Source organism: Pseudomonas putida (assembly GCF_005080685.1).
GTDB lineage: Bacteria > Pseudomonadota > Gammaproteobacteria > Pseudomonadales > Pseudomonadaceae > Aquipseudomonas > Aquipseudomonas putida_V.
This window is the reverse complement of record NZ_CP039371.1, coordinates 3,018,212-3,044,582: the sequence shown is the minus strand read 5'-3', so window position 1 is coordinate 3,044,582 and position 26,371 is coordinate 3,018,212. Positions and strand designations below refer to the sequence as shown.

The 26,371-nt window shown below is 64.7% G+C and carries 23 protein-coding genes; 16 read left to right on the top strand and 7 right to left on the bottom strand.

The window, feature by feature from the left end; translation table 11 throughout:
• Positions 1 to 94 precede the first annotated feature (94 nt).
• The 3 genes from E6B08_RS14035 (at position 95) to E6B08_RS14025 (ending at position 3,907) form a co-directional block, all read left to right on the top strand.
• Positions 95 to 2,059, top strand: coding sequence for an aconitase family protein (locus E6B08_RS14035; protein WP_136914570.1), 1,965 nt, complete (start codon positions 95 to 97; stop codon positions 2,057 to 2,059).
• Entirely contained in the window at positions 2,056 to 2,526 is a 471-nt protein-coding gene (gene rraA / locus E6B08_RS14030; RefSeq protein WP_136914569.1) for a ribonuclease E activity regulator RraA, read from the top strand. The genes E6B08_RS14035 and rraA overlap by 4 nt, the downstream gene beginning before the upstream one ends.
• 64 nt (positions 2,527 to 2,590) lie before the next feature.
• Positions 2,591 to 3,907 carry an MFS transporter gene (locus E6B08_RS14025; RefSeq protein WP_136914568.1) on the top strand — a complete coding sequence of 439 codons (1,317 nt, stop codon included), beginning with the start codon at positions 2,591 to 2,593 and terminating at the stop codon, positions 3,905 to 3,907.
• Between the two features lie 17 nt (positions 3,908 to 3,924).
• Here the strand turns inward: E6B08_RS14025 and E6B08_RS14020 are convergent, their stop codons facing one another.
• Positions 3,925 to 4,803: a LysR family transcriptional regulator gene (locus E6B08_RS14020; RefSeq protein ID WP_136914567.1), complete on the bottom strand. Its 879-nt coding sequence runs from the start codon at positions 4,801 to 4,803 to the stop codon at positions 3,925 to 3,927.
• A gap of 131 nt (positions 4,804 to 4,934) precedes the next feature.
• Here E6B08_RS14020 and E6B08_RS14015 point away from each other — a divergent pair, with 131 nt between their 5' ends.
• Both E6B08_RS14015 and E6B08_RS14010 read left to right on the top strand, forming a co-directional pair.
• Positions 4,935 to 5,672: an AzlC family ABC transporter permease gene (locus E6B08_RS14015; protein WP_136914566.1), complete on the top strand. Its 738-nt coding sequence runs from the start codon at positions 4,935 to 4,937 to the stop codon at positions 5,670 to 5,672.
• The gene (locus E6B08_RS14010) at positions 5,669 to 5,995 is read left to right on the top strand and encodes an AzlD domain-containing protein (RefSeq protein ID WP_136914565.1); all 327 of its coding nucleotides are present in this window, start codon (positions 5,669 to 5,671) and stop codon (positions 5,993 to 5,995) included. Before E6B08_RS14015 ends, E6B08_RS14010 begins: the two co-directional genes overlap by 4 nt.
• A 61-nt stretch (positions 5,996 to 6,056) precedes the next feature.
• Here E6B08_RS14010 and E6B08_RS14005 read toward each other — a convergent pair whose 3' ends face one another.
• The 3 genes from E6B08_RS14005 to E6B08_RS13995 form a co-directional block, all read right to left on the bottom strand.
• The gene (locus E6B08_RS14005; RefSeq protein WP_136914564.1) at positions 6,057 to 6,434 is read right to left on the bottom strand and encodes a VOC family protein; all 378 of its coding nucleotides are present in this window, start codon (positions 6,432 to 6,434) and stop codon (positions 6,057 to 6,059) included.
• Between the two features lie 29 nt (positions 6,435 to 6,463).
• Positions 6,464 to 7,510 carry a DNA-binding protein gene (locus E6B08_RS14000; RefSeq protein WP_238349334.1) on the bottom strand — a complete coding sequence of 349 codons (1,047 nt, stop codon included), beginning with the start codon at positions 7,508 to 7,510 and terminating at the stop codon, positions 6,464 to 6,466.
• A 107-nt stretch (positions 7,511 to 7,617) separates the two neighbouring features.
• Positions 7,618 to 8,016, bottom strand: coding sequence for a nuclear transport factor 2 family protein (locus E6B08_RS13995; protein WP_136914563.1), 399 nt, complete (start codon positions 8,014 to 8,016; stop codon positions 7,618 to 7,620).
• A gap of 184 nt (positions 8,017 to 8,200) precedes the next feature.
• Between E6B08_RS13995 and E6B08_RS13990 the strand changes: the two genes are divergently transcribed.
• From E6B08_RS13990 to E6B08_RS13975, 4 genes are read left to right on the top strand one after another with little or no spacing between them, the layout of a single operon-like run.
• The gene (locus E6B08_RS13990; RefSeq protein ID WP_136914562.1) at positions 8,201 to 9,373 is read left to right on the top strand and encodes an ABC transporter substrate-binding protein; all 1,173 of its coding nucleotides are present in this window, start codon (positions 8,201 to 8,203) and stop codon (positions 9,371 to 9,373) included.
• Positions 9,374 to 9,388: 15 nt separating this feature from the next.
• Positions 9,389 to 10,258, top strand: coding sequence for a branched-chain amino acid ABC transporter permease (locus E6B08_RS13985; protein ID WP_136914561.1), 870 nt, complete (start codon positions 9,389 to 9,391; stop codon positions 10,256 to 10,258).
• Entirely contained in the window at positions 10,255 to 12,741 is a 2,487-nt protein-coding gene (locus E6B08_RS13980) for an ATP-binding cassette domain-containing protein (RefSeq protein WP_136914560.1), read from the top strand. The genes E6B08_RS13985 and E6B08_RS13980 overlap by 4 nt, the downstream gene beginning before the upstream one ends.
• Positions 12,738 to 13,985, top strand: a complete 1,248-nt coding sequence (locus E6B08_RS13975; RefSeq protein ID WP_136914559.1) for an amidohydrolase family protein — start codon at positions 12,738 to 12,740, stop codon at positions 13,983 to 13,985. The genes E6B08_RS13980 and E6B08_RS13975 overlap by 4 nt, the downstream gene beginning before the upstream one ends.
• On the opposite strand, the gene E6B08_RS13970 is transcribed toward E6B08_RS13975, so the two are convergent.
• Together E6B08_RS13970 and E6B08_RS13965 are read right to left on the bottom strand one after the other, a co-directional pair.
• Positions 13,954 to 14,649 carry a GntR family transcriptional regulator gene (locus E6B08_RS13970; RefSeq protein ID WP_136914558.1) on the bottom strand — a complete coding sequence of 232 codons (696 nt, stop codon included), beginning with the start codon at positions 14,647 to 14,649 and terminating at the stop codon, positions 13,954 to 13,956. The two genes, E6B08_RS13975 and E6B08_RS13970, sit on opposite strands and share 32 nt — an antisense overlap.
• Before the next feature lie 74 nt (positions 14,650 to 14,723).
• Positions 14,724 to 16,283: a gamma-glutamyltransferase family protein gene (locus tag E6B08_RS13965; protein WP_238349333.1), complete on the bottom strand. Its 1,560-nt coding sequence runs from the start codon at positions 16,281 to 16,283 to the stop codon at positions 14,724 to 14,726.
• A 208-nt stretch (positions 16,284 to 16,491) separates the two neighbouring features.
• Here E6B08_RS13965 and E6B08_RS13960 point away from each other — a divergent pair, with 208 nt between their 5' ends.
• The 4 genes from E6B08_RS13960 to E6B08_RS13945 are packed head-to-tail and all read left to right on the top strand — an operon-like array spanning position 16,492 to position 21,218.
• On the top strand, positions 16,492 to 17,883 hold the full coding sequence (locus tag E6B08_RS13960; RefSeq protein WP_136914557.1) for an amino acid permease: 1,392 nt from the start codon (positions 16,492 to 16,494) through the stop codon (positions 17,881 to 17,883).
• A 51-nt stretch (positions 17,884 to 17,934) separates the two neighbouring features.
• Positions 17,935 to 19,317, top strand: a complete 1,383-nt coding sequence (locus E6B08_RS13955) for an NAD(P)/FAD-dependent oxidoreductase (protein WP_136914556.1) — start codon at positions 17,935 to 17,937, stop codon at positions 19,315 to 19,317.
• Between the two features lie 14 nt (positions 19,318 to 19,331).
• On the top strand, positions 19,332 to 19,682 hold the full coding sequence (locus E6B08_RS13950) for a cupin domain-containing protein (protein WP_136914555.1): 351 nt from the start codon (positions 19,332 to 19,334) through the stop codon (positions 19,680 to 19,682).
• Positions 19,683 to 19,706: 24 nt separating this feature from the next.
• Positions 19,707 to 21,218, top strand: coding sequence for a CoA-acylating methylmalonate-semialdehyde dehydrogenase (locus tag E6B08_RS13945; RefSeq protein WP_136914554.1), 1,512 nt, complete (start codon positions 19,707 to 19,709; stop codon positions 21,216 to 21,218).
• A gap of 484 nt (positions 21,219 to 21,702) precedes the next feature.
• On the opposite strand, the gene E6B08_RS13930 is transcribed toward E6B08_RS13945, so the two are convergent.
• The gene (locus E6B08_RS13930) at positions 21,703 to 23,145 is read right to left on the bottom strand and encodes a PucR family transcriptional regulator (protein ID WP_136914553.1); all 1,443 of its coding nucleotides are present in this window, start codon (positions 23,143 to 23,145) and stop codon (positions 21,703 to 21,705) included.
• Between the two features lie 123 nt (positions 23,146 to 23,268).
• On the opposite strand from E6B08_RS13930, the gene E6B08_RS13925 reads away from it, so the two are divergent.
• The 3 genes from E6B08_RS13925 to E6B08_RS13915 all read left to right on the top strand — a co-directional run bounded on the left by E6B08_RS13925 (position 23,269) and on the right by E6B08_RS13915 (position 26,347).
• A complete protein-coding gene (locus E6B08_RS13925; protein ID WP_192938664.1) occupies positions 23,269 to 24,210 on the top strand; it encodes a site-specific integrase in 942 nt (313 codons plus the stop codon).
• 197 nt (positions 24,211 to 24,407) lie between these two features.
• Positions 24,408 to 25,595, top strand: coding sequence for an MFS transporter (locus E6B08_RS13920; protein WP_192938663.1), 1,188 nt, complete (start codon positions 24,408 to 24,410; stop codon positions 25,593 to 25,595).
• Positions 25,596 to 25,777: 182 nt separating this feature from the next.
• Positions 25,778 to 26,347, top strand: coding sequence for a TetR/AcrR family transcriptional regulator (locus tag E6B08_RS13915; RefSeq protein WP_238349332.1), 570 nt, complete (start codon positions 25,778 to 25,780; stop codon positions 26,345 to 26,347).
• Positions 26,348 to 26,371: the final 24 nt, after the last annotated feature.

Genomic DNA, 26,371 nt, shown 5'->3' with positions numbered 1-26,371 from the left:
GGTAACCGGAATTTTTATCGTGGCAGGCCAGAAGAATGATCGCGGCAAGCCTGCGGCGTAGCTCCCTATCATGGTCCCCGTTGAGGAGATGATCATGACAAGAAAAATACGCTTTGCTGGCCGCTTCCTGTTTTTATCCTGCGACAGCGACGCAGTGCAACGCCAGATCGCAGGCCAGGACCTGGCCTTGCCGGCAGCACTGCCACTGCGCGACAACATTTCCACCGATGAAATCACCCCGGTCGTCATCATGATGACCTACGACGAACGCCTGGGCACCTACCCCTACGTCGGTTTCAAGACCGAAGGCAAACTGCCGATTGGCAACGACGCGATCAAGCATGGCGGCTTCGAGATCACCGTTGCCGGCAAGCGCTACGGCAAGGGTTCCTCGCGCGAGTCCAGCCCATTGGCGGAAAAGTCCGCGGGCATCCGCCTGATCATTGCCGAGAGTTTCGAGCGGATCTACCGGCAGAACTGCGACAACATCGGCATCTACACCTCCACCGATTTTTCCTTGATCGAGCGCATCCGCGCCGGCGAGGCCATCGACCTCGACGAATTCCTGGTCGGCCGCGACGCGATCACCCAGCAAGTCATCCGCGCCGGTGGTCTGCTGCCCTACAGCCAGCAGCACCTGCCCAAGCAACCGGCCAAGGTGTTCAATTCGCTCGTCGATCTGCGCCGGCCGATGACCCTGGTGGAGAAAATCATCGAGCGCCGCTGCGTTGCTCCGCAGGGCGATCTGCACCCAGGCGACGGCGTGTTCCTCTCTGCCGACTGGCGCTTCAGCCATGACTACTTCACCGGCATGTGCGCGCACCTGATGCACGGCGCGTTCGGCGAGGATCTCGAACTGGCCCGGCCAGAGCAGATCATCGCCTTCCAGGACCACCTGATCCTCGCCGACCAGAGCTACCCCCACGTACGTGACAACCTGCTGGCGGCAGTCGGTGGCCTGGCCTCGGCCCATGACGCCTTCGTCCGCCGCTACCCGGTGCTGGCCCATGGCGCGCTGGCCGGCCAAAGCGGCTCGGAAGGCATCTGCCACGCCCTGTTGACCGAGAAGTACGCCCTGCCCGGCCAGGTGGTGGTCGGCACCGATTCGCACACCCCGCACTCCGGCGCGTTGGGCTGCCTGGCCTTCGGCGCCGGTGCCACCGACATCGCCAACAGCTGGGCGACTGGCTTCATCCGCTGCCGCATGCCGGAAGTGATCAAGGTCGAGCTCAAGGGCCGCTTGCGCCCCGGCGTGACCGCCAAGGACATCGTCCTCGAACTGCTGCGCAGCGAGCCAATCCGACAGGGTCAGGCGATTGGTGCAGTGTTCGAGTACACAGGCGAAGCAGTGTCGGCATTGTCGATCGACGAGCGCGCCACGCTGACCAACATGGTCGCCGAACTGGGCGGTTTCACCGGCATCGTCATCCCCGACCAGAGGGCCGTGGCATTCATCCGTGAGCGCCGGGGTATCGAGATCGAACTGGAAGACTGGTTGTTCAGCGATCCGGACGCGCATTACAAGGAGCGCATCGTCATCGACTGTGCGGCACTGTCCGCGCTGGTGGCAGCGCCAGGCGACCCCGGCAACGGCATCGCCCTCGATGACCTCGAGCAGCCGGTGCCTGTCGATATCGCCTACGGCGGCTCCTGTACCGCAGGCAAGCGTGAAGATTTCGACTACTACCACGAAGTGCTGGCCTGGGGCCTGGCCCGCGGCTTGCGGATCGCCGAACACACCCGGTTGTACCTGCAATTCGGCACCCTCGCCGTGCGGGATTACTGCCAGCAGCGCGGTTACCTGGACACCTTCGAGCAGGCCGGTGTCGAGTTGATCATGCCCGGTTGTGGTGCCTGCGCGAACTGTGGCCCCGGTTCGTCGACCCATGCCGAGCAAGTCACCGTCAGCGCCATCAACCGCAACTTCCCGGGCCGCTCGGGGCCTGGGCAGGTTTGGCTGGCGAGTCCGTACACCGTGGTGGCCAGTGCATTGCTGGGGCGGCTGGCGAGCTTCGAGGCGCTGCAGGCTGACTTCGCCGCTGAAGCAGAGCTGGCATGACGGGCATTGCCGACCTATGCGACCTGCACCCTGCAGAGGTCCGCATCCTGCGCGGAGCCTGGCGCTGGTTCGGCCAGGTACGTTACCTTGCCGGACCGATTGCTACGCTTGAGGCCAGAGGTTGCAACGCTGAGTTGCGTGAACTGCTGGCCCAGCCAGGTCGGTCGCGGGTACTGGTGATCGATGGCGGTGGCGATCCGGCCGCCTTGCTGGGCGACAACCTGGCCAAAAAAGCCCTGGCCAGTGGCTGGGCCGGCATTTTCATCAACGGCAACGTCAGGGACTGCCAGGCCCTGGCTGCTCTGCCATTACCAGTGCTCGCTGCCGGTGCCTGGCCGCAGCGATCGAAAAACCAACAAGGCGGATGCAGCGCTGTACCGCTGAGCATTGGCGACACCGTCCTGCATCCCGGTGATTGGCTATACGCCGACGAGGACGGCGTGCTGCTCAGCAAGCGTCAACTGTAAAACAGCGGCTGGTGGCACCACCAGCCAACCCCATCTCCGACAAATACAATTATGGAGAACGCGTATGGCTACCTTGACCCAAGGGGCGACGCACGTCGCTTCGGATGTACAGGAGCTGTTGCTTTACCGGCGCATTGCCTGGCGCATCCTGCCGTTGACGATCGTCTGCTTTTTGTTCTCGTACTTCGACCGCATCAACATCAGTTTCGCCAAGACCCAGATGCAGGCCGAGCTTGGCCTGAGCGATGCCGCCTATGGCTTCGCCGCCAGCATTTTCTTTTTCGGTTACGTGATGTTCGAAGTACCGAGCAGCTATGGCCTGAAGAAATACGGAGCGCCAAGCTGGATCTGCCGGATCATGGTCAGTTGGGGCATCGCCACCGCCTGCCTGGTGTTCGCCTACAACGAGTACACCCTGTACTTCCTGCGTTTCCTGATCGGTGTGATGGAAGCCGGTTTTGGCCCCGCGCTGCTGTTCTACCTCGCCTGCTGGTTCCCGAAGAAGAACCTCGCCAGCATGAACGGCCTGTGGTTCCTGTCCATTCCCCTGTCGGGCGTGCTCGGGGCGCCGGTGTCAGGCGTCATCCTCGAGTACATGAACGGCTTCCTGGGGCTTGCCGGTTGGCACTGGTTGTTCGTGCTCTCCGGGCTGCCTTGCGCAGTGCTCGGCGTGGTGGTGCTGTTCAAGCTCGACCGCGACATCCAGTCGGCGAAATGGCTCACCCAGCCGGAAAAAGACCTGCTGCAACGCAACCTCGACAACGACAAGCAGGACGCCAAGCCGATCCAGGCTTCGTTGCTCAAGGTCATTCTCACGCGCGAAGTGGCGATCCTCTCGGCCATCTACTTCATGATCAAACTCACCGGCTACGGGCTCAATTTCTGGATGCCGCACCTGATCGGTTCAGCCGGCGTGCATAACCAGATGGCCGTCGGCCTGCTCACGGCATTGCCGTATCTGGTCGCGGCGCTGGGCATGGTGGTGGTCACCCGCCGCTCCGATGCCACCGGCGAGCGTAAGCGTTACCTCTGGCAATGCATGCTGGTGGGCGGCGTGGGCTATTTCGCCGCTTGCTTCTTCAATGGCAACCACTACCTGCTGACCGCATTCCTGGTGCTGGCCACCGCCGGGGTATTCATCGCCATTCCGATTTTCTGGACCATCCCGCAAAAAGCCTTCGCCGGACTGGCGATTGCCGGAGGCATCGCTGCCATCAACACGGTCGGCCAGCTCAGTGGCATGGTCGCCCCGCTGCTGGTCGGCTACATCAACGACGTTACCGGTAATACCTACCTAGGCATGCTGGCCCTGGCGCCCTTCTGCCTGATCTGTGTCGGCGTGATCCTCTGGGGCATCCCCGACGATCGCAAGATCGCGTGATCCAGTCAGGCAGCGCCTCAAGCCAACTGCCTCAACGCCTGCTCCACGGCGGCGACACTCTGGTTACCCGCCGCCCCGGACAGGCGCCAGGCGGCGATACTGACGCCCAGCGGCACAGCCTGGAGCAGCGGGGCCAGCAGTTCCCCGCTGTCGAGATGGGGTTGCACCAAGCTCCTGCGTCCCATCAGCACGCCTGCCCCGAGCAGCGCCTGCTGCACCGCTATCGCGTACAACGAAAACCCAGGGCCCTGGGCGACGAAGCCAGCGTCGGGCATGGTCACGGCCGACCAGGCGTCCCAGTCGTCCCAACCAACCGACTTGATGCAGCGTACGTTGGCCAGGTCGTGCAGCGTGGCGATCCGCTCGGCCAAGGCCGGCACGCACACCGGCAAGACCTCTTCCTCGGCCAGCAGGCGCTGGCCTCGCTCCAGACGCTCGGTGTAGAACACGCACAAATCGAACGGACTGCGCTTGAGGTTGGGCGCCTCGTCGACCGCGGTTACCGAAATCTCGATCGGCGCGAGCATTTCAGTGAGGCGCGGCAAGCGCGGGCCGATCCACAGTTGCGCCAGCGCAGGCGAGGTGACGATGTGTACCCGCTGCGGCGCGGCCAGCCGGCGTAGCGTGCGGGCCGCTTCTTCCACCGCATCGAATGCTGCGGTGAACTGCCCTTTCACGCTCTCGCCCAGGGCCGTCAGCCGTACACCCTTGGCGTGTCGCTCGAACAGCGCCGCGCCGTATTGGCTTTCCAGGGTCTTGATCAACGCAGCGATAGCGCCAGGCGTGACCTTCAGCTCATGGGCCGCACGGGCAAAGCCGCCCAGGCGCGCAGAAGCCTCGAAAGCACGCAGCGCGTTGAGTTGAAGGGTATGACGGGTAGGTGCATCGAGCGACATGGATTCAGGCCTATTTTTTTTAGGCCTAATATTCCAGAAAACTCTGTTGTTACCAATAGGTGGCGCTCTTACCTTGATCTGGCCAGCAGGCGGCGCCCGCCGCCTCAGCTTTCAACTGCCAAGGAATCCACATGCATTATCGAAGTGGGAAGCACGCGTTCGTCCAGGGCGTGCACAGCTGTCTCCCATTGACCACCGGCGTCGTGCCGTTTGGCCTGATCACGGGCGTGACTGCGATCGAGATGGGCATGTCGCCCTTCGACGCCCTGGGCATGACCTTCCTGTTCTATTCGGGCTCCGCGCAAATGGTGGTGATGCAGCTGATGCAGAACGGCGCCCTGCCTTTGACCATGGTGGTGACCGCACTGGTCATCAACCTGCGTTTCCTGATGTACAGCGCAGCCCTCGCACCGGGCTTGAGCGCCCAGCCGCGCCGGCGCACCTGGCCCATGGCCTATCTGCTGTCGGACCAGTCGTTCGCCTTGTGCAGCCTGAAAATGAGTTCGGGCGAACTGGGGCAGCATGCCGTCCCCTACTATGCGGGCACGGCGATCACCCTGTGGCTAGGCTGGAACCTCTCCGTGCTGGCCGGGGTGTTCCTCGGCACGGGCATCCCCGACTCCTGGTCTCTGGGCTTTGCCATACCCCTGTCGTTTTTGGCGCTGCTCGTACCCAGCATCCGCAGCCCGGCCACGCTCGGCGCTGCCGTGGTCGGCGGCGTGCTGGCGGTATTGGCCATCGACCTGCCGTACAACCTCGGTCTGTTGGTGGCTTCGTTGGGCGGAGTGCTCTGCGGGTTGGCCCTGGAGCGCCTGGGCAAGGGCACGCAGGTCACCCCACGCGATGACGTCGAAGCGGAGGCACCATGAGCGACATGACCCAATGGATCACCTTTGCATTGATCGGCCTGGGTACCTTTGTCCTGCGCCTGTCGTTCATCGAGTTTCATGCTGTCTTGCGCATGCCGCCGTGGTTCCGCCGGGCGTTGGCCTACGTGCCGGCCAGCGTGCTGGCAGCGCTGGTGCTGCCAGCGGTGATGTACGAACACCGGGACGCCGGGTTGGACTGGAGCAATCCGCAGATCCCGGCGGCGATCGTCGCGGCGCTGGTGGCATGGCGCACGCGTAGCACGCTGCTGACCCTGGCCGTGGGGATGGGTGTGTTGCTGGCGCTACAAAACATGACTCATTGATTTAGCCTGGCTCTGTAGGAGCCGGCTTGCCGGCGAAGGGCCGGTGCAGATACACCGCCAATCAAAGCCGTTCGGAAATCTCGATCAGATTCAAATCCGGATCCCGCACGTACACCGAACGGATCGGCCCAGTGGCACCGGTACGCTGGACCGGTCCTTCGACGATTGGCCATTGCTGCGCTTGCAAATGAGCGATGACCTGCTCCAGCTCCATGCTGGCGATGAAACACAGATCCAGCGCGCCCGGCACCGGCAGATGAGCCTTGGGCTCAAACTCCCGCCCCCGCTCATGGATGTTGATTTTCTGGTTGCCAAAACGAAAGGCCAGGCGCCCGGCGCCAAAGGTTTCCAGCTGCATGCCCATCACCCGCACGTAGAAGTCCTTGCAGGCGTGAAGATCGGTGGTGGTCAGTACAAGGTGGTCCAGATGGTCGATCATTCGGCGCTCTCCGCTCACGCATTTCTACATTAAGAAGCTTCGACCGTTCTCGCGGCTTCAAGGGCCTGCAGTTCGGCCACAAGACGCGCCTCCCGTGCCTGGCCGGCAGCGTGCGCAGCACGGATCTCACCCGCCTCGGCGGTGAGCGTTTGCAATTGCTGCTGCAACAACTCCTTTGCTCCCTCGGCGCGGGCGGTGGCGGCGCTGGCAACCCCGACATCGCCACGCAAGCGCTCGACCACGTCGCGCTGCTGAGCCGCCTCCCTGGCCTGCTGGCGATTTTCGCCGAGCAGGCGCTCGTTGTCGCGGATCAAGCGGGTTATTTCATCCTGCTTCACGATCAGCGTTTGCTGCAGGATCGTCTGCTCCTGCTGTAGTTGCTGCAACTGCGTTTCGTGACGGCGCAGATCCTGGTCGCGTTGCTCCTTGGCCGAAGCGCGGTAATGCTCCAGGGCATCACGGGCATGCTGATGTTTGTCCTCCAGCGAGCGAATCTGCTCGTCTTTTTCCTGCACGCGAACTTCAAGGTCGCTGCAACTCTGGCTAATGCGGGCGTTGCGGGTGATTTCCGCTTGCAGACTGGATTGCGTGGTCTTGAGCTCCTCGACCTGCGCCTGCAAGGCCGACTGCAGGCGAGCAACTTCCAACTGTGAAGCACCCAGCTTGGCTTCGAGCGCGGCAGTAGCCTCCTCCAGTGCTTCGCGCTCCTGGGCAAAGGCTGCACGTTCGTGAATCAACGCCTCGTTGCCTTCTTCCAACAGACGCTCGAGCAGCTTGCCGACCAAGGCGCTCAGTTCGTCGCTCAAGCGAGAAGGCGACGCCACCGGGCGCGGATCGAACGAGCCGATCTCTTTCAGATAACGCTGGATGGTGGTTTTCGAACCGGTATTCCCCAACTCGATACGAATGGCATCGATACTGGGATTTTGGCCACGCGCCAACAGCGCTTCACGCGCGTTGCGCACCAAAGCCAGGTTTATACCGCCTCTTGCCATGATCGCTCCTACTATTTCGTACTGTGTTACGGCATATGTAATTACGTGCCATCTTAGCGTGAAACAGGTCTTTGAATCCATGAGTTTATGACAAGCAATAATCGAGCATTATCGCTTGTCATGCTGGCAGAGACGCCCTTGAGCACACCGTTGCGTGTAATGGCGCGCCTCACGGCGCGCCCTGTTCTTCACGCCTTGCTGATCTGCGGCATCAGCATCCACTCGGCGCTGTCGTTCCAGACGTCCATGCGCACGATCTTGCCCGCCTTCACCTCGAAGCGATCCAGATAGCGGTTGCCGGAGAAGCTGCGGCCATCCGGCCACTGCCCATAGAGCGTACCGTTGGAATACACCACGGTATGGTCCTCGCGTTCGCACCAATCGAACTGCCCCAGCGCCTTCTTCACCCAGGTGTACCGGGCGCCGTTGAACGCGGTGATGTCGGTGGGCGTCGGCATTGGCCGCCCGCCGGTGAAAGTGATGCGCACGTCGTCGCTCATGAAGGTGGCGGCACGTACCGGGTCAGGCGCCATGGAAGCGGCGAGGAAGTCGCGGACGATCTGTACGGCAGTGTTGCTGTCGGTCATGGAAAAGTCTCCGGGGTTGTCCAGAACGGGGCATTGGCCCCGCCCATTGCCTTGATCCAGTGCAAGCAAGGGCGCTGCTCCTTGCTAAAGGGGCCCGAATCACGGGGTATCGAGAGTATTTTCCAAGTGGCACCTGTTTTGCTAGCACATTCTTACAAATTGCTAGCAATCAGGAGTTCGCCCCATGTCCACCCGTTCCCTGCTGCGTCGCTGGCTGCCTTGCGCAGCGCTCTCCCTGGCATGTGTCAGCGGCCTGGCGCAAGCCGTCGAGCCGATCAAGGTCGGCCTGGTGGCCGCCTTGTCCGGCCAGTCGGCCAAGTCCGGCGAAGCCTTGACCCGAGGCCTGACCCTGGCCATCGATGAAATCAACGCCAAGGGCGGCCTGCTCGGGCGGCCGGTGGAACTGGTGCGCCGTGACGACGAAAGCAACCCGGCCAAGGGCATGCTCGCAGCGCGCGAGTTGATCCAGCGAGAAAAAGTCAGCGTGCTGTTCGGTGGCCTCGACACGCCGGTGTCGCTCGCCATCGTGCCGCTGGCCAACCAGATGAAGACGCCATTCATGGGAATCTGGGCCGCAGGCACGAAAATCACCGAGAACGGCGCCAAGGACAATTACGTGTTCCGCGTCTCGGCGGTCGACGAGCAGGTCGACGAAGCCCTGGTTGCGTACGGCTTGCGCCAGGGCATGAAGCAACCGGGACTGATCCTGGCCAACAACCCCTGGGGTGAGTCGAACCTGGCTGGCCTCAACGCGGCCATCGCCCGCCGCGATATGTCCAAGGCACCTGCCGAGCGCTTCGAAGACAGTGACCTGGACATGGTCCCGCAGCTCACACGATTGAAAAATGCCGGTGTCGACACCCTGCTGCTGGTAGGCAACGTCGGCCCCTCCGCCCAGGTGGTCAAATCGCTCGACCAGATGGGCTGGAAAGTCCCGATGGTGTCGCACTGGGGGCCGGCCGGTGGCCGCTTCGGCGAACTGGCCGGCCCTGATGCCGGGCGCGTGCATTTCATCCAGACCTTCGTCTTCAGCGAGCACAACAGCGCCCGAGGCGATGCCTTGCTGGCCGCCCTCAAGCAACGTTATCCGCAGATCAAGAGCCTGGCCGACGTGACCCCTGCGGTGGGTATCGCCAACGCCTATGACGCCATGCACCTGGTCGGCCTGGCGATCGACAAGGCGCAGGACACCACTGGCGGCAAGATCCGCGAAGGGTTCTACGCGATCAGCGACTACCCAGGGCTGATCAAGCACTACCAGCAGCCCTTCACCCCCGAGCGCCACGATGCCCTGGGCCCCGATGACTACGTGTTCAGCCGCTTCGACGGCGACACCATCGTCCCCGTAGCGCCCTGAGCGGAGGCCTTCGACATGATCACCACCGCCCTGCTCAGCGGGCTCGGCCTGGGCAGCATGTACGCGCTGCTGGCCCTGGGTTTTCACCTGACCTACGCCGTGTCACGCACGGTCAACTTTGCCCAAGGCAGCGCCATGATGGTCGGCGCCGTACTCGGCTACAGCCTGACCGTGACCTGGGGCTGGCCGCTGTGGCTGGCGCTGCCGGTCACCCTCGCCCTATGCGCGGTGCTGGGCCTGGCGATCGAACGCTTCCTGGTGCGCCCCTTCCACGCCCGCGGCTCGGATGCCTGGTTGATGGCCACTGTTGCCGGCGGCCTGCTGCTGGACAACCTGGCGATGTTCACCTTCGGCAAGGAGCCGCGGCAATTCGGCAGCGCCCTGACCCAGCTGCGCCTGGACCTGGGCGACAGCAGCGTGAATGCCGTGCAACTGGCCATTCCGCTGGCCGGCGCGGCCGTGGCGGCGGCGTTGTTCTGGGTGCGCCGACGCACCTCGCTGGGCCTGCGCCTGGAAGCTTGCGTGCAGAACCCGCGGGCAGCGCGGCTGATGGGCATCGAGGTGAACCGGGTAGTGGCGGCGGCATTCGCGCTGTCGACGGTGTTCGCCGGCATCGCCGGGCTGTTGATCGCACCGCTGTACAGCGTGCATGCCGACATGGGCACCCTGTTCGGCCTGAAAGCCTTCGCCGTGGCCATCCTGGGCGGCATCGCCAGTGCCGGCGGGGTGTTCGCCGCCGGCCTGCTGTTCGGCCTGACCGAGGCGCTGGTGACCTTGTATTTCGGCTCCGCGTTCACTCAATTGCTGTGTTTCGCACTGGTGATCGTAGTGCTCGCAATACGACCTGACGGCCTGTTCGGCCGCAAACTCTGGGTGAAGGTATGACGATTCGCACACTGCTCGCTCCCCTGGGCCTGGCATTGCTCGGCATCGCCGGTGCTGGCCTGGCGTTGAACCTCGACAGCTACTGGCTGCTGATCCTGACACTGTATGCCCTGGCGGTGAGCGTCGGGGTCGGCTTGAACATCCTGATCGGCTTGTCTGGGCAGATGTCCTTCGGCCACATTGCCTTCTATGCCATCGGCGCTTATCTGTCGGCGCTGTTGACCCTGGCCGGGTTGCCACTGTCCGCAGCCCTGCCCTTGGCCAGCCTCGGCTGCGCACTGCTCGGCGGCCTGCTGGCGATCCCGGCGCTAAGGGTCAGCGGGCCTTACCTGGCGATGATCACCATCGCCTTTGCCCTGGTGGTGCACAACGGCCTGATCGAGTGGCGCGGCGTAACCGGCGGTGCCAATGGCCTGATGGGCATCCCATTGCCGAGCCTTGGCGAAATCGACCCCGGGTTGTTGCTGGCGTTCGCCGCGCTGGGCCTGATGCTGGCGGCGCTGCTGTTCTACTGGAGCCTGCAGCGCAGTGGCTGGGGGCTGGCGATGCGCGCGGTGAAAGCCTCGGAAATCGCCGCCCGCTCGCTGGGCATCAATCCGGTCCAGACCCGCACCCTGGCCTTTGCCCTCTCGGCAGGCCTGGCAGGCACGGCCGGCGCGCTGGTGGCGCCGGTGCTGATGTTCATCAACCCGGCGGCGTTCCCGTTCTCGCAGTCGATCCTGTTCGTGCTGGCAGTGATCGTCGGCGGCGCCGGCACACTGTTCGGGCCGGTGCTCGGCGCGCTGGTGATCGTGGTGCTGCCGGAGCTGCTGGCGGACTTCGCCGAGTTTCGCCTGCTGGCCTTCTCGGTGCTGTTGCTCGCCGTGCTGTGGGCAGCGCCACGGGGTGTACTGGGCAGCCTCGCCCGACGCTTCTGGCGCCCGCCCCACGAGCCCGTCAATGCCAACGTCGACACGACGATACTCAAGGCGTTCTTTGCCGGCGGCGGCCAGGCAGCGTTGAAGGTCGAGGATATCGGTATCCGCTTCGGTGGCGTGCAAGCGGCGCAACATGTCAGCCTGCAGGCCAACCCTGGCAGCATCACCAGCCTGATCGGCCCCAACGGCGCGGGCAAGTCCACGATGCTCAACCTCATCAGCGGCTTCTACCGCGCCGACAGCGGCTCGATCGAACTGGGCCGTGAACTCGCAGGCCTACCAGCCTGGCGCATCGCCCGGGCCGGTATTGCCCGCACGTACCAGACCACCCAGCTGTTCGGCGAACTGAGCGTGCTGGAGAACCTCCTGGTGGCCTTCCAGCAAGGCGCGCTGGAACGCCCCTGGGGCAGGCAGCGAACGGCGCGCAAGGCGCTGGCGGTGCAGTTGCTGGCGTTGGTGGGTTATCGCGGCAGCCTGCACGTCGCCGCCGACGATCTGCCCCACGTCGACCGCCGCTTGGTGGAAATTGCCCGGGCGCTGGCCACCCGCCCCAACGTGTTGTTGCTCGACGAACCCGCCGCCGGTCTCGGCCGCCAGGACACCGACCATCTGGCCGACCTGCTGCGGCGCCTGGCCGGTTTCGACCTGGCGATCATCCTGGTCGAGCATGACATGCCGCTGGTGATGGCGGTGTCCGAGCGCTTGCTGGTGCTGGACGCCGGCAAGCCCATCGCCTGGGGCACGCCCGAGCAGGTGCGCAGCAACCCACGGGTGATCGCCGCCTACCTGGGTGGCACCGCGTACCAGGCACAACCGCGCGCCCAGGCCTGGAAGGGTTCGCGCGATGCCGTGCTGCATGTGCGCGACCTGACCATCGACTATGGTGCCGCTGCCGTAGTCGAGGCTGTCGACCTGGTGGTCAACCCTGGCGAACTGATCGCCATCCTCGGCGCCAACGGTGCCGGCAAGTCCAGCATCCTGCAGGCGCTGGCCGGCCTGCACCGGCCGAGCCGAGGCAGCATCGTGCTGGACGATCGCAGCATCGAGCGCCTCGATGCCAGCCAGGTCGCCCGACTGGGCCTGGCCCTGGTCCCTGAAGGCCGGCAACTGTTTGGCCAACTGAGCGTGCGCGAAAACCTGCTGCTGGGGGCCAGCGTGCGCCAGGACGAGGTGCACGCCGGGCCGGAGATCGAGGCGATCCTGGCCCGCTTCCCACGCCTGCGCGAGCGCATCGACAGCCCGGCCGGGCTGCTTTCGGGCGGTGAACAGCAGATGGTGGCGATCGGCCGAGGGCTGATGGCCAAGCCGCGCATCCTGTTGCTCGACGAGCCATCCCTGGGCCTCTCCCCAGCCATGATCGGCGAACTGTACGACGCCCTGGCCGCCTTGCGCGACGAAGGCGTGACGTTGCTGCTGGTCGACCAGATGGCCAACCTGGCGCTGCAGGTGGCCGATCGCGCCTACGTGCTGGAAACCGGACGCATCGTCAAACATGGCAGCGCCGAGGCGCTGCGTGGCGACCCCCAACTGGAAGCCGCCTACCTAGGCACGGGAGCTGCAGCATGAACGACCTGCAACTGATCAATGTACGGGTCGGCGAAGACCCGACCCCGACCCGATTGCTGATCGAGGACGGCCACTTCGTCGAGCGCCTGCGTCAACCAGCGCCGACCCTCGACCTGGGCGGCCGGCTGGTACTGCCAGGGCTGGTCGAAACCCATATTCACCTGGACAAGGCCTGTATCCTCTCGCGCTGCCACCTGCACCAAGGCACCCTGGCCGAAGCGATCGCCCAGACCCGCCTGGCAAAGGCCGACTTCACCGAGGCCGATGTCTATACCCGCGGCGCGGCGGTGCTGGAGCAAGCGATCATCCAGGGCACCACGCACATGCGCACACATGTGGAGATCGATCCAGGTATCGGGCTCACCGGCCTGCGCGCCGTGCGCCGGCTACAGGCCGATTATGCGTGGGCGGTCACCCTGGAAATCTGCGTGTTCCCGCAAGAAGGCATGCTCGACAACCCAGGCACCGAGGCCTTGCTGTGCCAGGCCCTGGACGAAGGCGCCGAGGTGCTCGGGGGATGCCCATACACCGACAGTGACCCACAGGCGCAGATCCGTCGGCTGTTCGAGCTGGCGGTGGCCTATGACCGCGACCTCGACCTGCACCTGGACTTCGACCTGCAGGTCGCCGGCATGACCCTCGGCGAGGTGATCCGTTGCACCCACCAGCATGGCTGGCAGGGCCGGGTCACCGTGGGCCACGTCACCAAGCTGTCGGCATTGCCGAAGCCCGAACTGCTGGCCATGGGCCGGGCACTGGCAGAGGCCGGTGTGCAGGTGACCTGCCTGCCGGCCACCGACCTGTTCCTGACCGGACGCGATCGCTTCCATGACAAGCCCAGAGGCGTGGCGCCACTGGCCCAACTGCACCAATGCGGAGTGACCTGCTCGCTGTCGAGCAACAACATCGGCAATCCGTTCACGCCCTACGGCGATGCCTCCCTGGTGCGCCAGGCCAACCTGTACGCCAATGTCGCCCAGCTAGGCACGCCGCAGGAGTTGCTGCTTTGCCTGGGCTGGATCTCACGGACCTCGGCTCGCTTGCTGCGCCTTGAGCGCTATGGCCTGGAGCCAGGTTGCCGAGCGGACTTCGTGGTGTTCGACGTACCCTCGCCGGCCGAGGTGATCGGACGCATCGCCCCGCCGCTGATGGGCTTCAAGCATGGCCGGCAGACGTTCGTCCGCCCGGCCGCAGAACTGCTGCGCCGCACACCTACAGCCCTGCCAGTGCCTGACGCAGGTTGACTTCCGGCGCCGCCACTTCCTCGAGGGCCAGCTGGCCCTCGAGTTCGTCCAGGTGCTCGATCATTTCGCGTACCGCCGCTTCGCGGTCACCCACGCGCAGCGCGTCGATCACCGCCTGGTGCTCGTCCGAGGCGCACGGCGGGCTGTCGCCGCGCTGGTAGAGCGCGACGATCAGCGAGCTGCGCACCATTAGGTTGGCGAGGATATCGGCCAGCACCTGGTTGCCGCACACCTCGCCCAGCAACAGATGGAACTCACTGAGCAAACGAACGATGGCGCGCCGGTCGGTGCTGGCGGTAGCTTCGCGCTCGTCGCGCATGTGCTGGTCGATGCGCGCCTGGTGCTCGGTGATGTGCGCCGGCGTGATCGCCTCGACGATCGCCCGCTCCACTGCCCGGCGCGCAGCGAAGATCTCGCGAGCCTCACGGGCACTGGGCTGGGCAACGGTGGCGCCACGGTTGGGCTCGATGTCGACGATGCGCTGCATGGCCAGGCGCTGCAACGCCGCCTGCACGTGGTTGCGGTTGGCTTGCAGGGTCTCGACGATCTGCGCCTCGATCAGCCGGGCACCGGGCCGCAGCCGGTGCTGGGCGATGGCCTTTGCGAGCATGTCGGCGATGCGCTGGACTTCCTGTTGCTTGCTGCTGACCGCTTTGCCTTTCATCGAAACCTCGAAACCCTCGAACGCGTTGGGCCGGCATTATCCGCCGGGCCCGGTTGCGCGGCAATTGGCGTGTATCAATCGTCCTGAGCGAGGGCGCTGCCCTGGCTGCGCGGGTCATAGGCGGCGGTGCGCTGGCCGTTGGGCTCGATGGCGATCACCCCGGCCAGGCCCATCAACGGGCTCAACGCCGGCGTCGTCTCCAACGCATGCCCACGCTGGGCCAGCCCTTGCAGCACCGTGGCGCCGATATCGGCCTCCAGCTTGAGGTTGTCGGTGCTGTCGAAAAAACTGCGCCCCAGCAAGAAGCGCGGCGCCCGCAGCGCCGCTTCGGCGGATTGCTGGTAATCGATCAACTGACTGGCGACGACCATCTGGGTCTGCGGTTGGCCATCGCCGCCCTGTGTGCCGAAGAACCAACGGCGGCCATCATCGGCCAGGTAGGCAGAGGGGTTGAGGGTGTGAGCCGGGCGCTTGCCAGGCGCCCAGGCATTGGGATGGCTCGGCTGCGGATTGAACCCGGCCGCACGGTTGTGCCACAGAATACCGGTATCACCGAGGATGCAGCCGGAGCCGAAATCATGGAACAGGCTCTGAATCAGGCAGGCGCTGCGCCCGGAGCGGTCGCAGGCGGCCATCCAGACGGTGTCGGCAGGTTGCCCTGGCTCCGCCCAGGGAGCGGCGTGCTCGGCGTCCAGTGTGGCGCGTGGTTGATCGAGAGCGTGCTTGAAGTCCCAGCCGCTGGCCAAAGGGTCGTGCAGTTCCCGGTTGCGCTGCAGCAGACCTTGTTTGATCGCCTCGACCAGCAAGTGGTAATAACGTGGCGAGCCGTTCTCACCCAGGTCCATGCCATCGAGCGCCGCCATGGCGCGCAAGGTGTAGAGTCCCTGGGTGGGCGGTGCGACGTTGTACAAGCGGCCCTCGCGATAGCGCACGGAAATCGGCGCCGCCCAACGGGCCTGGGTCGCCCGCAGGTCATCCAGCGTCAGGCCGCAGTCCAGCGCGGCGAAAGCAACGCCGAAAGCCTCTGCCAGCTCGCCGTGATAGAAGTCATCCGGGCCGCGACGCGCAAGGTGCTCCAGGCTATTGGCCAGTGCCGGCTGACGCAGACGGTCGCCCGCTTGCAGCCAGCGTCCCTCGCTTTTACACAACGGATGCAGACCCGGCAGGCTTTCGATCAGGCTGGCGCGCTGGCCCTGCCAGAACAGCTGCGACGCCGAAACCTCGACGCCATTGCGGGCCAGCCCTACAGCACCGCTCAGCAGATCGCTCCAGGCCATCCGCGAGCCCCAGCGCTCGCTCAACGCCTTGGCCTCTACCCAGCTGGCCATGGCCCCGGCCGTGGTCGCGACCGATGCCGGCCCGCGCAGGGCGATCGCGCCTGTCGACGGCAACTGCGCGCCGGCCTGGCCGATCCCGATAATGGTGCGTACCTGGTCATCATGGAGCAACCACAGTGCATCACCGCCCAGCCCGGTCATGTGCGGATAGACCGCCGCCAGGACCGCGCTCGCAGCCAACATCGCATCGATGGCGGTACCACCGCCGTCCAGTACCTCCAGGCCTGCAGCGCTCGCCAGAGGGTGTGGGGTGCAGAGCACGCCGCCGCGTGAATGGGCGACCAGGGACTCGTTCATTGCTAGCTCCTTCTTGTGGATTGCTAGCAATCAGCAAAGATCGTTCCTGAAGCCACGAATGCCGGCCGCAGATCACCCAAACCGACGTCATACATTTGTACGAACCACCCCTTGGCCACCTGAACTTTTAGCGATACCCGCCCGTGGGCCCGCTGCATAACCTCCCCTCCAGGCAGCGTTGATCACTAAAAATAAAAGGAGCCGGCCCATGCCTATTCAGTCCGAACACGATCCCCGCCTCAAACGTGCATTGAAAACCCGCCACATCAGCATGCTCGCCCTCGGTGGCGTGATCGGCGCGGGGCTGTTCGTCGGCTCCAGTGCGGTCATCGCGTCGACCGGCCCTGGCGCTTTCATCACCTACGCCATCACCGGCCTGATCGTCGCCCTGGTGATGCGCATGCTTGGCGAGATGGCCGCGGCCCACCCCACGAAAGGTTCCTTCGTCGACTATGCACGACTCGCCTTCGGGCGCCCGGCCGGTTACATGACCGGCTGGTTGTATTGGTATTTCTGGGTGATCGTGGTCGGATTCGAAGCGGTGGTCGGCGGGCAGATCATCAATGCCTGGGTCCCCGACCTTCCAGTGTGGGTCATCGCCCTCGGGCTGATGCTCGGCATGACCCTGCTCAACCTGATGTCGGTACATGCCTTCGGCGAGGCCGAATACTGGTTCGCCGGGGTCAAGGTGGCGGCCATCGTGGTGTTCCTGCTGGTAGCCGGCGCCTATGTGTTCCATCTCTGGCCCGGCTCGGATGCAAGCTTCAGCCATCTCACCCAGCACGGCGGCTTCCTGCCCCATGGCATCGGCTCGTTGTTCACCGGCGTGGTGGTGGTGATCTTTTCCATGACCGGGGTCGAGGTCGCCACCCTGGCCGCTGCCGAAACCGAAGACCCATCGCGCAATATCCGCAAGGCCGTGAACACGGTGATGGTGCGCATCCTGGTGTTCTTCGTGCTGGCCACCTTCTTCATCGTCGTCGCCCAGCCCTGGACCAGCCTCACGCCCGGCAAGTCGCCGTTCGTGACCACCCTCGAGCACATCGGTATCCCCGGTGCCGGAGACATGCTCACGGTGATCATCCTGGTAGCGGTCCTGTCGGTGCTCAACGCCGGGCTCTACACCTCCTCGCGCCTGTTGTTCGTGTTGGCCTCCCACGATGAGGCGCCGCGCTGGATGGCCACGGTCAATCGCAAGGGCGTACCGGTGCGTGGCGTGCTGGCCTCGACCCTGGTCGGCTACGGCTGCGTGGTGATCGCTGCGCTGTGGCCAGACACGGTGTTCCAGTTCCTGATCAATTCCTCCGGCACGGTGTTCCTGTTCGTCTACCTGGTCATCTGCCTGTCGCAACTCAAGCTGCGCCGCAGATGGCTTGCCGAGGGCTCGCTGAAATTCGCCATGTGGGGCCACCCATGGCTGCCGCTGCTGGTCACTGCCGCCATCGTCGCCGTGCTGGTGAGCATGGCCTTCGATCCGTCGATGCAGGTCAGCCTGCTGCAGTGCCTGATCGCCATTCTCGTCATCGCCGCCTCGTACCTGGTGTCACGCAGCCCTCGGCGTGCCGGCCAGGCTGGCACGGTGGAAAGCGCTCGGCCCTGAGCGCCGCATCAGACTCAACCCAAGTTCCGGGCAGCCATTGGAAGCCACAACATGTCAGCGAAAATCGCTTTGCCGCAGTTACCCAACAAACCGCTCTGGTTCGCCCCCAGTCAGCCGCGTGAGCGCCTGGAGCACGACATCGACGCCGATGTGGTGATCGTCGGCGCCGGCTACACCGGGCTGTGGACCGCCTATTACCTGCTCAAGGCCGACCCCGCATTGCGCGTGGTGCTGCTGGAAAAGCACCAGGTCGGCTTCGGCGCCTCGGGGCGCAACGGTGGCTGGGCCTCGGCGATCTTCCCGATTTCCCTGCACCGGGTCGAACAACTCTACTCGCACCAGGCGGCGCTGCACTTGCAAGGCGCAATGAACGAAACGGTCGATGAAATAGGTCGGGTACTGGCCCTGGAAAGCGTCGACGCAGACTATGCCAAGCAGGGTTTTTTGTCCCTGGCCCGCAGCGCGCCGCAGATGGCTCGGGCGCGGGCAGCGGTGGAGAGTGCGGCGCGGTTTGGCCTGCCGGACCAATGGCGCGTGCTGGAGGCTGGCCAGGCGCAGTCTTGCCTCAACGCCGAGGGCACGTTGGGCGGCCTGTACACCGAGCATTGTGCGCTGATCCACCCTGGCAAGCTGGTACGGGGGCTCGCGCAACTGGTCGAGCGCCTGGGTGCGAAAATCTACGAGCAGTCGGCGGTGACACAGATGGCACCCGGTGTGGTGCACACCGCGTGCGGATCGGTGCGTGGCGAAGTGACCGTGCGCGCGACCGAGGCTTTCACCTCGCAGCAGCCAGGCAAGTCGCGCTTCGTCATCCCGTTGTATTCGCTGGTACTGGCCACCGAGCCACTGTCGCCCGAGCTACTTGCCCGGCTCAAGCTCGACCACCGCATGGCCTTCAACGACATGCGCCACCTGCGTGTCTACGGCCAGGTCACGGCAGAAGGTCGCCTGGTATTCGGGGGCCGTGGCGCGCCCTACAACTGGGGATCGCGCATGTCCGAGCAAGCCGACCTGGTGGACAGTACCCACGCCAGGATCTACCAGACCCTGCTCGAGTTCTTCCCTGCCCTGGCCGATGCCCGCATCACCCATCGCTGGGGCGGCGCCCTGGGCGTATCGCGCGACTGGTGCCCGACCGTGAGCATCGACCGCAAGCAGCGCCTGGCCTGGGCCGGCAACTATGTCGGCGATGGCGTGGCCACCAGCAACCTTGCCGGGCGGATCCTGCGCAATCTGATTCTCGAGCGCGACGAACCGATCAACACCCTGCCCCTGGTCAACCACCACTCGCCGTCCTGGGAGCCAGAGCCGCTGCGCTGGTTCGGCGTCAATGGCGGACTCGCCGCGGCTTCGCTCAGCGACCTCGAGGAACGCTACACCCACAAACCTTCACGTACCGCGATGCTGCTGGAAAAGCTGACCGGCGCCCATTGATAAGGAGAAAGACCATGCCTTCGTTCACCATCCTCAAGCACGCCGACCTAAAGGCCCTACCGCTCCAACCTGCCGGCCAGCGCGCAGGCGCCGACCAGGGCGACCCGCAGATCGCCATCCAGACGCTGGCCCCGCAAGCGGTCGGCAACCTCGGCGTATGGGAGTGCCAACCCGGTGGCTGGCCCGTCATCGAACGCCCCGATACCGAGTTCACCTACATCATTTTCGGCAAGGCACTGCTCACCGATAGCAGCACCGATGAAGTGGTGGAAGTGAGCGGCGGCGACCTGATCATCCTGCCCCCGGGCTGGACCGGGCGTTGGGACGTGCTGGAAACCGTGCGCAAGGTCTACGCCATCTACTGATTCCCCTGCCAAGCGAGAAAGACTATGACCCAAACCATCATGAACTGGATTTCCGGCACCCAGGCCGAGGCCACCAGCGGCCAGCAACTGCCGGTCTACAACCCGGCCACCGGTGCCGTCACCGGCCAGGTGCAACTGTCCGCGCAACGTGACGTGGACGCCGCCGTGGCCTCGGCCAAGGCCGCCTTCCCGGCCTGGAGCAACCTGTCGCCGCTGCGCCGCTCACGGGTGCTGAACAGGTTCCTGGCACTGCTCAACGAGCACCGCGATGAATTGGCGCGAATGATCACTGCCGAACATGGCAAGGTCTTCACCGACGCCCAGGGCGAAGTGATGCGCGGCATCGAGATCGTCGAGTTCGCCTGTGGCGCACCACAGTTGCTGAAAACCGACTTCACTGATCAGGTCAGCACCAACATCGACAACTGGACCCTGCGCCAGCCGCTGGGTGTAGTCACCGGTATCACCCCTTTCAACTTCCCGGTAATGGTACCGATGTGGATGTTTCCGGTCGCCCTGGCCACCGGCAATACCTTCGTGCTCAAGCCGAGCCCGCTGGACCCGAGTCCAAGCCTGTTCATCGCCGAACTGCTCAAGCAGGCCGGTTTGCCGGACGGCGTGTTCAACGTGGTGCAAGGGGACAAGGACGCGGTCAATGCGCTGATCCAACACCCCGATGTGCAGGCGGTGTCGTTCGTCGGCTCCACCCCGATCGCCAACCACATCTATGAAACCGGCGCCCGCCACGGCAAGCGCGTACAGGCCCTGGGCGGCGCGAAGAACCACCTGGTGGTGATGCCCGACGCGGACATCGACCAGGTGGTCGATGCGCTGATCGGTGCAGCCTATGGCTCGGCCGGCGAGCGCTGCATGGCCATCAGCGTGGCGGTGTTCGTCGGTGAAGGTACCGCCGAAAAGGTCATGCCCAAGCTGATCGAACGCACCCGCGAGCTCAAGGTGCTAAATGGCACCCATCTCCAAGCGGAAATGGGCCCGATCGTTACCCGTGCGGCGCTGGAGCGTATCACTGGCTACATCGACCAGGGCGTGAAGGAAGGCGCCAAGCTGCTGGTGGACGGGCGCAACTTCAATGGTCAGGCAGCTGGCGAGGGTTGTGGCGACGGTTTCTGGCTGGGCGGTACGCTGTTCGACAACGTCACCCCGGACATGCGCATCTACAAGGAAGAGATCTTCGGCCCGGTGCTGGCCTGCCTGCGGGTGAAGGACTTCGCCGCGGCGGTGGACCTGATCAATGCCCACGAATTCGGCAATGGCGTGAGCCTGTACACCCGCGATGGCCATATCGCCCGTGAGTTCGGCCGGCGCATCCAGGTGGGCATGGTCGGCATCAACGTGCCGATTCCGGTGCCAATGGCCTGGCATGGCTTTGGTGGCTGGAAAAAGAGCCTGTTCGGCGACATGCATGCCTATGGCGAAGAAGGCGTGCGCTTCTACACCAAGCAGAAAAGCATCATGCAACGTTGGCCGCAGGCGATTGCCAAGGGGGCTGAATTCGCGATGCCGACCAGTCATTGAGACAAAGGAGAGTCGAGAGGATGACACGGGCCACGCCCGTGACTACCGACACGCCGGCTCCCAGAGAACCAAAGATTACTCATTGATGTCATGGCCTGCGCCGTACCTGTGGGAGCGGGCTTGCCCGCGAACACCGGCGAAGCCGGTGCCACACACCGCGGCGTCTGCTTCGCGGGCAAGCCCGCTCCTACAGGATCTTCACAACTGCCAAGGCCTGCGCCGTACCTGTGGGAGCGGGTTTACCCGCGAACACCGGCGAAGCCGGTGCCATGCACCGCGGCGTCTGCTTCGCGGGTAAACCCGCTCCTACAGGATCTTCACAACTGCCAAGGCCTGCGCCGCACCTGTGGGAGCGGGCTTGCCCGCGAACACCGGCGAAGCCGGTGCCATGCACCGCGGCGTCTGCTTCGCGGGCAGGCCCGCTCCTACAGGGTCTTCACCGTTGCCAAAATCGCAGTTGTACCTGTGGGAGCTGGCTTTGGCGTCAATTCTGGTCGAACAGGTCGTTGTGCCTGCCGGCCTCGATGGCAATCCAGAACCGCGCAATGCCCTGGGTGGTCGTCGGCTTGATGCCGGTCAGTTGCTCCACCAGCTTCAACCGATAGACCAGGGTCTGACGATGGATGCCCAGGTCGAACGCGGTCATCTTCCAGTTCCCGTCATTGTTCAAAAAGGCCATCAGCGTTGCCAGCAGCGCGGCCCCTTGCACGCGATCGTGCTCGATCAGGGGGCCGAGATAGCGCCCGACCAATGCCCGCGCCTCGGCCAGCGACTTGGGCGCCATGATCAATCCGACCTCGGCCTCGCCATAGCGCAGTATCGATCTGCCCAGCTCATGGGCCTGTGTCAGGGCCATGCGCGCCTGGCGGAAACTCTCGCGCATACCGGCCGCGGCGCCGATCGCCCCGCTGATACCGATGACCGTGCCCGCTCCGAGATTGTGCACAAGCGCGTCGATGATGCCGGGGTCGTCGCAGCTGATCGCCAACAACAAACCCTTTTCCTCGGACAGCAACGGGCACACGCCATGGAATGGCGGTGCATGATGCACCTCTTGCGCCGTCCAGGGGCCATCCGGCCCTGGTTGAATCACCAGGCTCACCAAGGTCCCGGCAAGGCCCCGACGTTCGAGCATCGGCAGCGCCAGCGCAAGCTCCGTGGTATCCAGCAACGTGCGTAGCAAGGCCGCGCCCTCTTCACGTTGCTGGTCACGGTTGATCATCAATCGCTCGAACTCCACGGCCAGCAGGCCGATCAACGAGCGCACCAGGATCGAGTCGTCCTGAGTGCGCCTGGCGCCGCGCCCCAACAGCAAGTTAACCCGCGATCGGCCGCCGATCGGGATACGCTCCGGCGCCTGGGTGGTCGGCTCCGTAACCTGTTGCCCTGGCACGATAACCACGCCCCCTACCGCATCCTCGATGGCCAGGTCCATGTCCAGGGTTTCGGCCAGTATGGCCAGGCGGCCCGCCATGTCCGGCGTTTTGCGCAAGGCTTCGGCGTAGGTCTGGAACAGCCGCTCGCTGGCATTGAAGCGGTCGCGCTGGGCCTGCAGCACGCTCTCGATCACACAGTGCGAAAGCTTGACGAACTCCAGCTCGAAGCTGGCCCGCAGCACCGGGAACAGCAACTGATCGGCGGCCTCCAGCATGGCCTGGGAGAGCAGCGGTGCATCAGCGCGCGGGGCGATCACCAATGCGCTGGGGTTGCTCTGCACCAGTTGCTGCAGCCACTGTACTTGCGCCTGCGCATCCTCTGGCAGGCCGACACCCGTGGTCATCACCAGGTCGCCCGGCGACACCCAGCGCCAGGGATCGGGCAGGTCCACGGTATGCGCCCAGTTGATGACCCGGCCAATCCCGCCCATGCCGGCGGCAACTTCCAGTTTCAGCTGGTCGATGGCAACCAGGCTCTTCACGCTCAGCATGTGTTTTCTCTCGTTTCAACGCACGGGCATGATCGCAGATCTGCAGGCCCTGGGGCTCTAGCCAAGACAGAAAAAGGTACACTGCTGGCTGGAATTGGCGTGGCGATAGGCGAGGCAGGTTGGATGGACAAGGCAGACAAGTACCTTGCGGCGAGTGTTCGACAGAACACCACCAAAAGCTACGCAGCGGCCCTTCATCATTTCGAGGTGGTGTGGGGCGGATTCCTGCCCGCGACCAGCGAAGCCGTGGTCCGCTATATCGCCGAGTACGCCGACCAACTCGCCATCAGCACGCTCAAGCAGCGCCTCGCCGCGCTGGCCAACTGGCACCAGAGCCATGGCTTCCCCGACCCGACCAAGGTGCCCAGGGTCAGGCAGTTGCTCAAGGGCATCCGTGTGCTGCACCCGGTGCAGCAGAAACAGGCCGCTCCCCTGCCCTTGCTGCAGCTGGAGAAGGCAGTTGGGCATTTGCAGGCCGAAGCCAAGCAAGCGCGCAGCATCGGCGACCTTCACGGACGGCTCAAGGCGGCCCGGGACATCGCCCTGCTGACCATTGGCTTCTGGCGTGGATTTCGGGGTGACGAACTGGCGCGGTTGACCGTTGAGAACACCCATGCCGAGCGCGGCGTGGGCATTCGCTTCTACCTGGCGCACAGCAAGGGTGATCGCCAGCATGTTGGGCGTGAGTACCGCACGCCGTCGCTCACCAAGCTCTGCCCGGTGGAGGCCTACCTGGACTGGATCGAAGTGGCGGGTATCGCCCACGGCCCGGTGTTTCGGGCCATCGACCGGTGGGGCAATGTCAGCGAGCGGGCGCTGGCGGCACACAGCTTGATTCCCTTGTTGCGCGGCACCCTCGAGCGCTGCGGTCTGCCTTCGCGACTCTACAGCGCGCACTCGATGCGTCGCGGGTTCGCCACCTGGGCGGCGAGCTCGGGGTGGGACATCAAGACGTTGATGGAATATGTGGGCTGGCAGGATTTGAAGTCGGCATTGCGCTACGTGGAACCGGCCCAGCAGTTTGGCGGGCTGGCCAGGAGCCTGGATGGGCAGCGGCTGACTTAAGCACTGGCGGTGCCTAGGACTTTCACCGATGCCCGGACCGGTGCCGCACCTGTAGGAGCGGGTTTATCGGGGCGCCGAACCGCCGCGAATGCCGGCCAAGCCGGTGCCATCCGCCTGCCATCCCTTCTCGACGAGCCAGACGCCAAGCGTCTAGAATCCCTGCTTTATTGTTTCAGCGTATTTCGATAAGGATCCAGATGTCAGTTCATGAAGCGCCACCGCTCGCCCCGTCCAAGAGCACGGTGGTCAAGATGGAAGCCGCCATGGCCCTGGGGAGCTTCGCCATCGGCACCGGTGAGTTCTCCATCATGGGCTTGATGCCCGATATCGCGCACAACCTCAACCTGAGCGAACCCCAGGTCGGCCATGCCATCAGCGCCTACGCCCTGGGCGTGATGGTCGGTGCGCCGGCGCTGGCCATCCTCGGAGCCAAACTGCTGCGCAAGCACTTGCTGCTTCTGCTGATGGCGCTGTATGCCATCGGCAACCTGGCCACGGCGCTGGCCCCTTCGTACTTTGGCCTGGTCGCCTTCCGCTTCATCAGCGGCCTGCCCCACGGCGCCTACTTTGGCATTGCTGCAGTGGTGGCGTCGAGCATGGTGCCCAGCCACCAGCGGGCCGGCGCGGTTGCGCGGGTGATGATGGGCCTGACCCTGGCCATGCTGCTGGGCAACCCGATCGCCACCTTCCTCGGTCAGTTCTTCGGCTGGCGCTCGGCATTCGTCCTGGTGGGCCTTATCGCCGTCTGCACCATCGCCTCGGTCTGGCGTTTCGTGCCGCAACGCCATGACGAAGTGCGCAGCGACCCACGCAAGGAACTCCAGGCCTTCCGCTTGCCGCAGGTGTGGATGGCGTTGTCCATCGCCGCCATCGGTTTTGCCGGGATGTTCTGCGTATTCAGCTACCTGGCGCCGACCATGCTGGAAGTCACCAAGGTCTCGCCACAGTGGATCCCGGTCGGGCTGGCAGCCTTCGGCCTCGGCGGTATCGTTGGCAACATCGCTGGCGGCAAGCTGTTCGACACCCTGCAGTTCCGTGCCGTGGGCCTGGTGCTGGTGTGGTCTACCGCAGTGCTGCTGTTCTTCACCTTCGCCGCCAGCGCGCTATGGTCGCTGCTGCTGGGCATCGCCCTGGTCGGCACCATGATCGCCCTCGCCGCGCCGCTGCAGATCCGCCTGATGGACATTGCCCACGAAGCGCCAAGCCTTGCCGCCGCATCCAACCACGCCGCCTTCAACCTGGCCAACGCACTGGGGCCGTGGTTCGGTGGCATGGCCATCAGCGCCGGTATGGGCTGGACCAGCACCGGCTATATCGGAGCCGCCACGGCATTGGCGGGCCTGGCCCTATACCTGGTGGCACGGCGGATGAAAGGCGGCGCCTGACCTGCGCCCCCGTGCAGCGCCTGCGCACGCGTCGGCAATCTTTGTCATAATCCCTGACCTCGCCGCCGTCACTGGCGGCGGCCCCTTACACGACGCTCCGAAGAGGGTTTATGTCAGGTCAGGATCCCCTTGAGGCGATCGCAACCACGCCAACCAAACGTCGCCGCGCGCCAAAAGGCGAGATGCGCCGCGCCGCACTGCTCGATGCAGCGACCACGGTATTCGCCAAGGACGGCTACGCCGCGGCCTCCATGCGGGACGTTGCGGAAATCGCCGGCATCACCACGGTTGGCCTGCTGCATCACTTCCCCAACAAGGTCTCACTGCTCAAGGCGCTGATCGACCGACGTGATCAGCGCGTTACCGAAAAATTCGCCGAGCTGGAACTGTCCCCCACGCTGGACAGCTTCCTGGCATTCGCCCGCACCAGCATGGCCTTCAGCGTGCAAAGCCAGGCCGAGTGCCAGGCGTCGATGATGATCAATGTCGAGAGCCTGTCCGAAGCACACCCCGCCTTCCCCTGGTACACGGAAAAGTTCGCGATGGCCCACGGCCACGCCCAGGCGCACCTGCAGTTGCTCGCAGAACATGGGCAATTGCGCCCGGGCCTGGACCTCAAGGCGCTGGCCACCGAGCTGTTCGCGGTCATGGACGGCCTGCAGATCCAATGGCTGCGCGCCCCCGAACAGATCGACGTCGAAGCGACCTTCGACGCCTACCTGCAACGTCTGGCGAGCAGCATTCGCCCCTGAAGTCCGGCGCCTCCGTGCGCCGGG

Bases quoted from the DNA above. Each gene is read 5' to 3' on its own strand.
- E6B08_RS14035 (WP_136914570.1), top strand. From the start codon at position 95: ATGACAAGAAAAATACGCTTTGCTGGCCGCTTCCTGTTTTTATCCTGC.
- rraA (WP_136914569.1), top strand. From the start codon at position 2,056: ATGACGGGCATTGCCGACCTATGCGACCTGCACCCTGCAGAGGTCCGC.
- E6B08_RS14025 (WP_136914568.1), top strand. From the start codon at position 2,591: ATGGCTACCTTGACCCAAGGGGCGACGCACGTCGCTTCGGATGTACAG.
- E6B08_RS14020 (WP_136914567.1), bottom strand. From the start codon at position 4,803: ATGTCGCTCGATGCACCTACCCGTCATACCCTTCAACTCAACGCGCTG.
- E6B08_RS14015 (WP_136914566.1), top strand. From the start codon at position 4,935: ATGCATTATCGAAGTGGGAAGCACGCGTTCGTCCAGGGCGTGCACAGC.
- E6B08_RS14010 (WP_136914565.1), top strand. From the start codon at position 5,669: ATGAGCGACATGACCCAATGGATCACCTTTGCATTGATCGGCCTGGGT.
- E6B08_RS14005 (WP_136914564.1), bottom strand. From the start codon at position 6,434: ATGATCGACCATCTGGACCACCTTGTACTGACCACCACCGATCTTCAC.
- E6B08_RS14000 (WP_238349334.1), bottom strand. From the start codon at position 7,510: ATGGATTCAAAGACCTGTTTCACGCTAAGATGGCACGTAATTACATAT.
- E6B08_RS13995 (WP_136914563.1), bottom strand. From the start codon at position 8,016: ATGACCGACAGCAACACTGCCGTACAGATCGTCCGCGACTTCCTCGCC.
- E6B08_RS13990 (WP_136914562.1), top strand. From the start codon at position 8,201: ATGTCCACCCGTTCCCTGCTGCGTCGCTGGCTGCCTTGCGCAGCGCTC.
- E6B08_RS13985 (WP_136914561.1), top strand. From the start codon at position 9,389: ATGATCACCACCGCCCTGCTCAGCGGGCTCGGCCTGGGCAGCATGTAC.
- E6B08_RS13980 (WP_136914560.1), top strand. From the start codon at position 10,255: ATGACGATTCGCACACTGCTCGCTCCCCTGGGCCTGGCATTGCTCGGC.
- E6B08_RS13975 (WP_136914559.1), top strand. From the start codon at position 12,738: ATGAACGACCTGCAACTGATCAATGTACGGGTCGGCGAAGACCCGACC.
- E6B08_RS13970 (WP_136914558.1), bottom strand. From the start codon at position 14,649: ATGAAAGGCAAAGCGGTCAGCAGCAAGCAACAGGAAGTCCAGCGCATC.
- E6B08_RS13965 (WP_238349333.1), bottom strand. From the start codon at position 16,283: ATGAACGAGTCCCTGGTCGCCCATTCACGCGGCGGCGTGCTCTGCACC.
- E6B08_RS13960 (WP_136914557.1), top strand. From the start codon at position 16,492: ATGCCTATTCAGTCCGAACACGATCCCCGCCTCAAACGTGCATTGAAA.
- E6B08_RS13955 (WP_136914556.1), top strand. From the start codon at position 17,935: ATGTCAGCGAAAATCGCTTTGCCGCAGTTACCCAACAAACCGCTCTGG.
- E6B08_RS13950 (WP_136914555.1), top strand. From the start codon at position 19,332: ATGCCTTCGTTCACCATCCTCAAGCACGCCGACCTAAAGGCCCTACCG.
- E6B08_RS13945 (WP_136914554.1), top strand. From the start codon at position 19,707: ATGACCCAAACCATCATGAACTGGATTTCCGGCACCCAGGCCGAGGCC.
- E6B08_RS13930 (WP_136914553.1), bottom strand. From the start codon at position 23,145: ATGCTGAGCGTGAAGAGCCTGGTTGCCATCGACCAGCTGAAACTGGAA.
- E6B08_RS13925 (WP_192938664.1), top strand. From the start codon at position 23,269: ATGGACAAGGCAGACAAGTACCTTGCGGCGAGTGTTCGACAGAACACC.
- E6B08_RS13920 (WP_192938663.1), top strand. From the start codon at position 24,408: ATGTCAGTTCATGAAGCGCCACCGCTCGCCCCGTCCAAGAGCACGGTG.
- E6B08_RS13915 (WP_238349332.1), top strand. From the start codon at position 25,778: ATGCGCCGCGCCGCACTGCTCGATGCAGCGACCACGGTATTCGCCAAG.